We start from the raw sequence: 1119 nt of genomic DNA, 5'->3' as shown, positions 1-1119 counted from the left end.
CAGCACCGCGTGCACACCGGGCACCACGTTCACCCCGTCGACCTCGACCACCGCGTCCCGCGGGGCCCGCAGCGCGGTGTGCAGCACCGCCCGGTCCTCAGTGATGTTGATCTTCTCGCCGCGGAACATCGCGTCCCGCAGCTCGAACACCCCGCGCGCCGCCGCCAACTGCCGCAGCAGCGACAGGGTCTCATCGGTCACCAGATGCTTGGAGTAGTCCAGGTACAGATCCCCCACCCGCAGGCTGTACCGCTCACCACGCCCGGCGTCCGCGGCGAACAGCTCCCGCAGGTGCACCTCACCCAACTCGGCCCGGTGCTTTCCCAACTCCGCCCACTCCGGAGACCGATCCAGCGGTGCGATGTCAGACATGGCTGCTCCTCTCCTGGTCCCCGCCGACGACCAGCGCGTCGGCGTAGGAGTCGTCGCGGTCCAACCGCCGCAGTTCCTCGGCCAGCAGTTCGCTGTCCTCCCGCTCCCCCAGCCGGACCTGACGGTCCGGCAGTCCGGTGATGGCCAGGGTGGCGGTCCCGTTCTGCGGACGGCCCAGACGGATCGCCCCGTCGGCGGTGACCAGTTCCACCGAGGAGATGCAGGCACCCTCGGCCGCGATCCGCTCCACCCGGACCTCCAACCGGCCGGCGAGCCAGCGCGTCAGCAGTTCGGCGCTGGGGTCGTCCGCTGGCGCGCCGACCGCCGCCGAGACGACGGCGGAGTGGCCGACCTGGTCCAGGGCCGCTGCCAGGACGGAGCGCCAGGGGGTGCCGACTGGGCCTGGGAGGCGAGTTCGCCGTGCAGGCGGAGCAGGACGGTCTCGCCGGTGCCGGCGTCCGAGCCGACCCGGATCTCGGCGTCCAGCCGGGTTCCGGCCGACCTGGGACCGCGGTCGGTCCGCCTGATCACCACCAGGATCCGCGACGAGTGCTGGCGGGTCGCCCAGGCCGCGGTCTGCACCGCGTCGTAGGCACCCTCCTCGTCAGCGACCACGATCAGGGTGAGCACGCTTCCGGCCGGCAGGCCGCCGATGGCTCTGCGGGCTTCGACGAGTCCGGAGTTGATTTTGCTGGAGGTGGTGTCCGTGAGGTCGATTTTCATGGCCGGCGCCAGCTCCTACCGTCT

At 71.5% G+C, this 1119-nt stretch carries 2 pseudogenes; both read right to left on the bottom strand.

What is annotated here, in order from left to right:
• Positions 1-372: pseudogene (locus IF29_RS0141150) on the bottom strand (glucose-6-phosphate isomerase); the annotation flags it as partial.
• A pseudogene (locus tag IF29_RS44580) lies at positions 365-1095 on the bottom strand (glucose-6-phosphate dehydrogenase assembly protein OpcA). The pseudogenes IF29_RS0141150 and IF29_RS44580, both read right to left, overlap by 8 nt.
• Positions 1096-1119 lie beyond the last annotated feature (24 nt).

Source organism: Streptacidiphilus jeojiense (genome assembly GCF_000719095.1).
In the GTDB taxonomy this organism is placed as follows: domain Bacteria; phylum Actinomycetota; class Actinomycetes; order Streptomycetales; family Streptomycetaceae; genus Streptacidiphilus; species Streptacidiphilus jeojiensis.
Note: the sequence above shows the minus strand (reverse complement) of the source record. Positions and strands in the feature narration are given on the sequence as shown.